The sequence below is a fragment of the Neochlamydia sp. AcF65 genome (genome assembly GCF_018342435.1).
Taxonomy (GTDB): domain Bacteria; phylum Chlamydiota; class Chlamydiia; order Chlamydiales; family Parachlamydiaceae; genus Neochlamydia.
The window spans coordinates 26747-37157 of the sequence record NZ_JAEMUE010000022.1; the positions used below are offsets into that span (position 1 = coordinate 26747).

Sequence of the window (10411 nt, forward strand, 5' to 3'; positions counted from 1 at the left end):
TAAAGAGCCAACTTACTGCAGATGCTTTTTTCCATTTATGCAACAGCGCTAGAGAAAAAAGTGATCAGCTTTCCCTCTTGCAATTTCTGTGATGAAGAATTATTCTTTTTTTTCATTATAAAAGCTTAACTTGGCTCATGACAAAAGCATCTTTTTTCTACAAATTAGTATTTTTTTCGGCATGTGTTCTCCCATTTGTAGGAAAATTTTCTATTTGCATGGGCGCTGAAGATCAAGCGGAGAGGCTTTTTAACGATCTTATCGTTATTGAATATGTTAACCGTAAGCTTTCTGAAAAGATGCCTGTAACTTATGATTTTTATCAGCAGGGCGGTTATTTTAATATGCCCTCAGCACGTATGGGAGAGCCAGGTGAGATAGGTGTAGGATATTCCCATGTCCATCCTTATAAAAACTTTAGCTTAAGAGCTCAACTATTTAGCAGACTTGAAGTCTCAGGAAGCTATAGGATCTTTAAGGGAGTGGCCGACCCAATTTTAACGCCGCTTGGTTTTGGAGATTTATCCGATAAAGGGGCCAATTTAAAATTTGCTCTCCTACTTCCTGAAGAGAGTGGCTATAAGCTGCCTGGTGTAGCTGTAGGCTTGCAAGACTTCATGGGGACTAAAAATTTTATAGCTAATTATATAGTCTTTACCCAAGTGTTACTTAACCAGAACTTGGAAGTAAGCTTAGGATATGGCACTAAGCGCTTAAAAAAATGGTTTGGAGGGATCTTGTGGATGCCTTTTCGGCAAAGTCAGCAAAGTTACCTTAAAAATCTTGCTTTGGTTGCAGAGTATGACGCTACCCCGTATAAAGATCCAGAAATAGAAAAGCATCCAAGAGGAAGGGTAAAAAAAAGCCCTATAAATTTTGGCCTTAAATATCGATTAGCAGGCCAGTACGATTTGGCTGTTAGCTATATCAAAGGGCACACTTTAGCTTTTTCCTTGTCAACTTTTTACAATTTCGGCACGACTAAAGGTTTTCTTCCTAAAGTTGGGACTCCTCTACCTTATAAGGCCCCCGTTAACCGTGAACCTATAGGAGAGTTAAGGCCTCCTTTTATTCTTGCTCAAGAACTTATCAATGCTTTTCGAGAGCAAGGTTTTGAAATCCTACAAATTAGGCTTGCTAATCAAAACACCTCTGTCTGTCGCCCAACAGCTTTGCGGATTCATTTAATCAATCGTCTTTTTCGTTCGGAATATGATGTGCAAGAGCAGCTGTCTTATCTTCTAGCTGGGCTGATCCCCAATGATATAGAAAAAGTTAACATAGTCGTGGAATCGGACTTAGGTTTTCCTGTGCAAGAATATCACTATCATATGAAGTGGGTCAGGCAATTTGGCGAGGGGAAAAGAGGCGCGCAAGAATTAGATTTATTAACCCATAAAACAGAGCTTTCCTTCTCACCGACAAGGGAAGATTTACAGCTGTTCAAAAATACTCGTTCTGGCTTTAATTTTGAACTGCTTCCTAAGACCCATTCTTTTTTTGGTAGTTCTCGTGGCAAAATGAAGTACTCGCTAGGGTTAAACGCTGGTTTTAATGGCTTCTTGGCAGGAGATGTTTATTATAGTGTATTACTTGGGTGGAATATTTTTTCTAATCTTCATCATATTTCTCCCGTTGATCGGTTGAATCCTTCGCATCTTATCCATGTGCGTACAGACATGATTCGCTATTTCCAACAAAAAGGATTAACTGTTGATGAGGCATATCTTCAAAAAAATTGGAATATGGGTAAAGGGTGGTATAGCCGAGTAGCCTTGGGACTCTTTGAAGAGGAATATGGCGGTTTAGCGACAGAATTTTTATATTGTCCACTTAATAAGCCCTTGGCGGTAGGTATAGAAGGTGCTTTAGTGGGAAAGCGTGCATTAAATGGTGTTTGGTTTACGAATAAAATTCGCCAATTAAAATTCTCTACCCCTCATTCTTACACGCTCACTCATAAAAAATTTATTGGCTCCCAATATTTTCTGAATCTTTACTATAATTGGGAGTGGGCGAATGTAAACCTTAAATTAAAAGCAGGAAAATTTCTTGCCAACGACTGGGGCATCCGCGGGGAGGTGTCCCGCAAATTTAAGAGTGGGCTTACTATCACTATTTGGTACACCCATACTAATGGCCATGATGTCATTAATGGTTCTATTTATCACGATAAAGGAGTAGCTTTTTCTATGCCTTTGGATATCTTCTATACCTGCTATGCTCGTGATTACTGGCGCTATGGGCTTTCTGCGTGGCTACGCGATGTAGGGGTGACAGCTTTCACTGGCCGAGATCTTTATGATCTCATCCAGGATGAGCGCTGGAAGATTTCCACTCAAAGCAGTCCTTTCTAAAGGAATGAAGAGGATAGATATAAAAGCTATTTATAATAGCTTTCTTTAGAAGAGTATAGCTATATAGATTGCTTAGGTATCTTGCTAGCCTTTCTGTAAATCTCTCTCAATCCTGCTTTTTAAAGTCAAAGGGCACGATAAAAAAGAAAGAAATTAAAAAACAGGTATAGAAAAGCTTTATATAAAGCTTGGTTGCCTAAATTAGCTAGGGTAAGAAAGGGGCGCGTTTGTAAGATAAAAAATCTCTTTTCCTTAATTTCGATATTATTCATATAGGATATAAGTTTGTAAAAAGGAAAAAAGGATCGCTACCTCTTCAGTCTTAATTTTCCTATTTTCTTTTTTTAAAGAGACTTTTCTTAGGTTAAAGGATATGTATCAAATAATGGTAGAGCTAGGGTTTTTAATAAGCTTTTGGCTATTAACGCTTTCTTCAGTTCAAACTGTCGAACTTAAGTTTAATATATTGAGCGAGTTGAATGGAAAGGGATTGGAAGCAGACCAAAAAATCCTTAGCAGCGCTCTTAAAGAGCTGGGACATCAAGTTTACTTAGGAAATATATATGATGAGCCCCATACCTCTGAAGTAGATATTAATATATTTTTTCAGTCTATCAATCCTTTATGGCTTCCTTATGCTTCCCTCAATTGGTTTATTCCTAATGCGGAATGGTATACGCAAGATTTAGAACTTTTAGACCTAATAGATCTTGTTCTGTGTCGTACTCAAGAAACACAAAGAATTTTTGAAAACTTAAAACTCCCATGTTTTTTCTTAGGCTTTACAAGCCATGATTGTTATCTCTCCCATATAAAAAAAGACTTTTCTTTGTTTTTTCATTTAGCAGGAGGAAGCGAGCAGAAAGGAACGCAGCCGATAGTGGATAGCTGGTTACGTAATACTTCTTTTCCTTTATTAATTATCCTTAAACATTTTTGCGCTGTTAGACCGCGTCAAGCTAACTTGCACTGGATTACTCACCGGGTCGAAGAGCCTATACTAAGAGATTTACAAAATAGCTGTGGAATTCATTTATGTCTCAGTGAAACGGAAGGATTCGGGCATTATATTATGGAAGCCTTATCAACTAGGGCGGTAGTCGTCACCGTAGATGCTCCTCCCATGAATGAATTTATCAAGGATCCACGTTGCCTTGTTCCCTTCAAGGATTGCAGCCCACAATTATTAGGAACAAACTACTATGTGGATCCGATACAGCTTGAGGTGGTTATTAACAATCTAAAAGAGTTGCGTATCGAAGAATTAAGGAGAATAGGTTTAGAAAATAGAGCCATGTATTTAAAGAAAACCTCCCAATTTATTAACAACCTAAAAAAATTAATAGATAGGGTTAAATAAAAAGCACTTTTAAAGACAAAGGGAACGAATGAATGCTATTTGCCTTATTCGTTCAAGCGGCTTTTTTGCCTATTTATGCACTTAAAAATGTATGCTTAAAGTATGTACTTAAATCATAAGTAAGGTAATAAGCAGTGTACTCTTTTTCAGGTAACAATATGCCTTTTTAAAGTGCCTGCCATCTTCTGGCATTGTATTTATATCAATATGGCCATTTCCATTGACGAACAAGCGGCATGTCGTCTCCATATTTAGTGATATATTCTTCATGCTCGATAAGCTTATTATGGATATCTTGCTTAATATATGCTGCTAGATAGCCTAACTTGGGTACTCGATCGATCACGTCTCCTACAAGGTTAAAGCGGTCGATTTGATTGCGCACGCACATATCGAAAGGGGTGGTAGTTGTACCTTCTTCTTTATAGCCACGCACATGAATATTCTCATGATTAGTTCTGCGGTAGGTAAGTCGATGAATGAGCCAAGGGTAACCATGATAGGCAAAAATGACCGGTTTATCTGTGGTAAATAATTCATCAAAATCTTTATCAGATAATCCATGCGGATGTTCAGTGGGAGTTTGGAGCTTCATCAAATTGACAATATTAATTACCCGAACTTTTAGCTCAGGGATTTGCTGGCGAAGAATATCTACAGCCGCTAGAGTCTCTAAGGTGGGCACATCACCCGCACAAGCCATCACTACATCAGGAACATGTCCGCGGTCATTACTGGCCCATTCCCAAATTCCTATGCCTGCTGTGCAATGTTTAATAGCAGATTCCATGTCTAAGTATTGCAATGCTGGTTGCTTGCCTGCAACGATTACATTCACATAGTTTCTACTACGTAAACAGTGATTGGTAACAGATAATAAGGTATTAGCATCAGGTGGAAGGTACACACGTACGACTTCAGCTTTTTTGTTCATCACATGATCAATAAAACCTGGGTCTTGATGGGAAAAACCATTGTGATCTTGTCGCCAAACGTGGGAGCTTAGCAAAATGTTAATCGATGAAATAGGGGCACGCCAGTGGATAGAAGAGGTGGTGGTATGTAGCCATTTAGCATGTTGATTGAACATAGAATCTATAATATGAGCGAAAGCCTCGTAAGTAGAAAAGAAACCGTGCCTTCCTGTTAAAACATAGCCCTCTAGCCAGCCCATGCATGTATGCTCGCTTAATATTTCCATCACACGTCCCTCGGCAGATAACTCACTACCGTCTTTATCTTCGGGCAGATAATCAGCCATCCAACTTTTTTTTGAGACCTCATAGATGGCATCTAAGCGGTTGGAAGCCGTTTCATCAGGACCCATCACGCGGAAGTTATGTAGGTTGCTTTTCATGACATCGCGTAAGAATTTTCCCATGATACGGGTGGACTCAGCTTCAACCTGACCAGATTTTTCAATTTTAAGGGCATACTCGCGGAAATCAGGCATTTTTAATTCTTTGCGGAGTAAGCCTCCATTAGCATGAGGATTATCTCCCATACGACGTTTTCCTTGAGGAGCTAAAGCCGCAAGCTCAGCGAGGAATCTTCCATTTTCATCAAAAAGCTCTTCAGGACGATAGCTTTTCATCCATTTCTCTAATTGCTGTACATGGGCAGGTTTAACAGCCATATTGGATAAAGGAACTTGGTGGGAGCGCCAGAATCCTTCAGTTTTTTTACCATCGACCTCTTGCGGTCCTGTCCACCCTTTAGGAGTTTTAAGAATGATCATAGGCCAACGTGGACGCTCGATAAGTTTGTTTTTACGCGCCTCTTCTTGAATTTTCATAATTTCTGCTATGACAATGTCAAGTGTATAAGCCATACTTTGATGCATCTGTTGAGGATCGGAACCCTCGATTACATAAGGCTTGTAGCCATATCCCTCGAAAAGGCTCTTTAGCTCTTCAGGACTGATTCTAGCTAGGAGAGTAGGATTAGCTATTTTATATCCGTTGAGGTGAAGGATAGGAAGAACAGCACCATCTTTTGCGGGATTAAGAAATTTGTTAGAATGCCAGGAGGCGGCAAGAGGTCCTGTTTCTGCTTCTCCATCTCCCACTACGCATGCCGCAATAAGGTCGGGGTTATCAAAAACAGCCCCGTAGGCATGAGAAAGTACATAACCTAACTCTCCTCCTTCATGAATAGAGCCGGGAGTTTCGGGGGCTACATGGCTAGGTATTCCCCCAGGAAAAGAAAATTGTTTAAAAAGTTTTTTTAAGCCCTCCTCATCAGAAGAAATGTTAGGATAGTATTCACTATAGGTTCCTTCTAAATAGACGTTAGCTACCAAGCCTGGACCGCCATGACCCGGTCCTGCTAAGTAAATCATATTCAAATCTTTAGCTTTAATCAGGCGGTTTAGGTGCACATAAATAAAATTTAAGCCCGGGGTTGTTCCCCAGTGACCTAGCAGGCGAGGCTTAATATCTTCAATAGTAAGGGGACGTTTAAGGAGAGGATTATCAAGCAGATAAATTTGCCCAACAGAGAGATAATTACTTGCCCGCCAATAAGCATCCATTTTATAAAGCTCTTCCTCTGTTAAGGGGCCGCCTTGGCAAATGGTACTAGGAGTTTCTCTTACCATACTTTCTCCTTAAAAATCCTGTAATTATTTTATTCATACAATTACTAATTTATTTAATTCAATGGAGGATTAAAGAAAAGCTGTAGTTGAAGTTCAAATAAAACAATTGAAAAATTTTTTTATTCTACTAATAATCAAACGCTAATGCAGGAAAAGAGAATGAAGGTAGTGCTAACGATTAAGGCTCTCTATTTCAGCGAAGAATGGAAAGATAGGCTGAGCATTAACAAAAAATAAACAGAAAAAAGAGGAAAAAATTTTTGCGATTATTCTTAAAGCTTAATAAAGAGGAAGGGCATAAAAAGAGCCATAAGTAGAAAGATAAGCTATCGCCTTGCTAAAAAGGCCCTTACCACAATTTATTTATCAAGCTAGTAAAGTAGGCTTATTTTTTCTTTGCATCTTTTAAAGGGAGGAGGCTGAATTAAAGCTCAGTGGTTTTGTATTCAATCAGCTGTCTAACCTCATCTCATTTATTTCTTTTCCTGCGCTAGCTTAAGAAAAAAAGTTAAAGAAGTTCAATTTCTTATCCTCTATCTTCAATCGTTAAGGGTATGAAAAAAATACAAGGAAAAGACTATTGCATCTTAATTAAACGAGCGATTCTTTTTGAAGCGTAGGTAAGAATAAAATCAGCACCTGCTCGTTTGATGGATAAAAGGCTTTCCATAAAAGCTTTATCTGCATCTAGCCATCCTTTTTCCGCAGCAGCCATGACCATGGCATATTCCCCACTCACATGATAGGCAGCAAGAGGAAGAAGAGTTTTTTTACGGATAATAGAGATAATGTCTAAGTAAGCTAAAGCAGGTTTGATCAAAAGCATGTCCGCTCCTTCCGCTTCATCTAAAATAGCTTCAAGAATGGCCTCTCGGCTATTGGCAGGATCCATTTGATAGGTTTTTTTATCACCAAATTTAGGAGCTGAATGGAGGGCTTCACGAAAGGGGCCATAGAAAGAGGAGGCATATTTGGCGGCATAGGATAAAATATTTACCTCTTTAAAGCCTACTTTATCTAAACTTTCGCGGATGTATTTTACACGCCCATCCATCATATCACTTGGTGCAACAATGTCGGCACCAGCTTGTGCCGCAAGAATAGACATCTCTCCAAGCATGTAAAGGGTAGGGTCATTGAGGATATGGCCTGACTCGTTTACAATTCCATCATGACCATGGCTAGTGTATGGATCTAAAGCAATATCGACTATTACACACATCTCAGGGATCGCTTGCTTTAAGGCTTGTATAGCTCGAGAAAGTAAATTATGAGGATTTATGGCTTCTTTACCCAGGCTATCTTTTTTTTCTTCAGGAATAACAGGAAAAAGATCAATGGCGCGAATGCCTAGTTGATAGAGTTCAATGGCTTCTTTGACAAGCAGATCCACGGAAATACGGGAGATGCCAGGCATACTGGTAATCATCTCTTGGCGCTGATGGCCTTCTAGGATAAACAAGGGAGCCACCAGCTGATGAGGAAGAAGATGGTTTTCTTGGATAAGAGAGCGTATAGCGGGGCTTTTACGATTACGACGAGGGCGAATGGCTAAATCGACATGATGGTTGCTAATAAGGGAGTCAGGGAGTAATGGATGCATGATAGCTTTCCTCAATATTTGGCATATTCTCTAGGCATTTGTAATTTTTATCATACGAAAAAATATAGAAGCTGCTAATCCCTGTCAATATGGATGAGATTTATTTTGACCCATGAGCCTAAGGAATCTTATGATGGAGCAAACAAATGAGAAGCTATTGAAGGCTTACAAGCTCCAAGGAAAGAGAATATAAATCTTCCTAGTAAGATAAAAGCTTTGTATTCCTGTTGGCTATCCATCGATAATTTTTTTAAAAAGCTTAGCGGTTCTTACTTTACTTTTGAAATGAAACGCTTAGCACCTGCGTAGAAAGCTTACTTCTTTGGCAGAAGGGTTAGATCCTACCTTTAGGTGTTGTTTAATCTACTAAAAAGCATGATTAGAAAATCAATTATTGAAAACTGTTTTCAAGAAATAGATTTTTGTCTTGGCTTGTGGTTAAATCCTTTTAAGAGAGGAGGAGAGATTGACCCTTGAAGCATGAAAAGTTATAAAGGCTTAGCTTTAGCTGTTTTAAAAGGATAATTTTTGCCATCTTAAGATGAAAATAGGAATAGGGAAGATAGGCGAGCTAGAAAGAATAAAAAAAGCATTAAAAAATTAAAATATGAGGATCTCATGATACCTATTTCAGTCACTATCTTGACCAAGAATAGCTGCCAATACCTGGCTCAAGTGTTAGATAGCGTAAGCCTTTTTGATGAAGTCCTACTTTATGATACAGGATCTATAGATGATACTATAAAAATAGCAAAAAATTACTCTAATGTGCGCGTTATCTTAGCTACTTTTGAAGGATTTGGTCCTACTCATAACAAGGCCTCTGCTTATGCAAAACATGATTGGATCTTGTCTGTAGATAGTGACGAACTTGTGACACCAGCGATGATAAAAGAGATCTTAGCAACTTCCTTGCAAGAAAAAGTAGTTTATTCTTTCCCACGCCATAATTATTTTAATAATAAGTTTATTCGCTGGTGCGGTTGGTATCCCGATCGCCAATATAGGTTATATAATAAAAAAGAAACAAGCTTTACTAATGTGCAAGTTCATGAAGCTATTATTGTCAAGCATATGCAACATATAGCTTTAAACAGCCCACTTATTCATTATTCTTATCATTCTATCGCTGACTTTTTAAGTAAGATGCAGACCTATTCGACATTATTTGCTGAGCAGAATAAAGGTAAAAAAACTGCTTCCTTATCTAAAGCTTTGACGCATGGTATCTTTTCTTTTTTTAAAAGTTATATCCTTAAAAGAGGCTTTATGGGTGGATATGAGGGGTTTGTAATCTCTGCCTATAACGGCCATACCGCTTTTTATAAATATCTTAAACTTTATGAAGCTAATCGTAAAGATGGCTAAATCCATTCCCAAGATAGAAAAAATAGAAATGTAGATTTAGACTTTTTAATCTTTAAAATTGAGGACAATAAACTTTTGCACTACTTCTTATGCAGCCCCGCACTTTATAAAAGAACTCTCGCTAAGGAGAAAAACAACTTGCCAAGGATTTAAATAGATAGGCTAAGTTTCTTTAAGCGGATAAGAGTAAGAAAAATAGGACGCTAAAAATTTTATCTTCATTGGCCTACTACATGGCTAGCAAAAACCTTTCATCTCTTTTTAGCTCTTCTTTATATTAAAACAAAGTCTATTATTCTAATGTTAGAAAGCGCTGCCTTATTTCCTCTGAAATATTTTCGAGTGGATTTCCTTGTGTTTTAAGAGTGAGAAGTTGAGGTAATTGGTCTATTTGCGTAGGAAGGCTGTTGAGGTGGTTATAGCTTAAATCAAGGTTTTGCACTGGAAAAATCTGATCTATTGCTATCACAAAGGAGGTAAGCTGGTTATGACTTAAGCTAAGAGAATACAACTGAGAGAATAGGCCGCTTTCCATAACAAAAGAGGTCAATTGGTTGTAGTTTAGATAAAGCCACCCCAGACGAGGCATCAAGCCTATTTCTCTTGGAAGAAAGGATAGTTGATTTTGATTTAAGTTAAGTGAGTATAGCTGCGACAGCTGCTGGAGTTCTTTTGGAAGAGAGACGAGATGATTGTTACTTAAGTTAAGATGTCGCAGCCAATGTAAGTCACCTATTTCTTTTGGAAGAGAGATGAGCTGGTTTTCGTTTAAATTAAGGGCAAGTAACCGAAGAAACTGGCCTATTTCTTTAGGAAGAAAGGTAAGGGAGTTTTGACTTAAATTAAGGTTTTGCAGCTGGGTCAATTGTCCTATTTCTTTAGGAAGAAAGGTCAGCTGATTGTAGCTTAAATTAAGAGAGGCAAGGGCAGAAAACATGCCTATCTCAGGAGGCAAATAAGTCAAACCTAACCTGGATAAATCTAATACTTTGATCCCTTTGCCATAACTTTCAATCCATTGGCTGAAAAGATTACCTTTTTCTTCTAAAGATAATGAATTAATTTCTTCTTGTGCTAAGTATTCCTTTCCCCCAGGAATTTTTTTCCAGATGAGCAGGCGATTA

Annotated in this window: 6 protein-coding genes; 3 read left to right on the forward strand and 3 right to left on the reverse strand. The window is 38.3% G+C overall.

Annotated features, from left to right (window positions below):
* Positions 1-218 precede the first annotated feature (218 nt).
* Both NEOC65_RS02015 and NEOC65_RS02020 read left to right on the forward strand, forming a co-directional pair.
* Complete coding sequence (locus tag NEOC65_RS02015; RefSeq protein WP_213155562.1) at positions 219-2357, forward strand: YjbH domain-containing protein; 2139 nt, start codon at positions 219-221, stop codon at positions 2355-2357.
* Positions 2358-2730: 373 nt separating this feature from the next.
* On the forward strand, positions 2731-3717 hold the full coding sequence (locus NEOC65_RS02020; RefSeq protein ID WP_213155563.1) for a glycosyltransferase: 987 nt from the start codon (positions 2731-2733) through the stop codon (positions 3715-3717).
* Between the two features lie 202 nt (positions 3718-3919).
* Here NEOC65_RS02020 and NEOC65_RS02025 read toward each other — a convergent pair whose 3' ends face one another.
* Positions 3920-6316 carry a phosphoketolase family protein gene (locus NEOC65_RS02025; protein ID WP_213155564.1) on the reverse strand — a complete coding sequence of 799 codons (2397 nt, stop codon included), beginning with the start codon at positions 6314-6316 and terminating at the stop codon, positions 3920-3922.
* 577 nt (positions 6317-6893) lie between these two features.
* A complete protein-coding gene (hemB, locus tag NEOC65_RS02030; RefSeq protein ID WP_213155565.1) occupies positions 6894-7919 on the reverse strand; it encodes a porphobilinogen synthase in 1026 nt (341 codons plus the stop codon).
* Positions 7920-8537: 618 nt separating this feature from the next.
* On the opposite strand from hemB, the gene NEOC65_RS02035 reads away from it, so the two are divergent.
* Complete coding sequence (locus tag NEOC65_RS02035; RefSeq protein ID WP_166157685.1) at positions 8538-9287, forward strand: glycosyltransferase family 2 protein; 750 nt, start codon at positions 8538-8540, stop codon at positions 9285-9287.
* A 292-nt stretch (positions 9288-9579) separates the two neighbouring features.
* Here NEOC65_RS02035 and NEOC65_RS02040 read toward each other — a convergent pair.
* Positions 9580-10411: leucine-rich repeat domain-containing protein (locus NEOC65_RS02040; RefSeq protein ID WP_502710346.1), on the reverse strand; the 832-nt coding region annotated here is incomplete at its 5' end.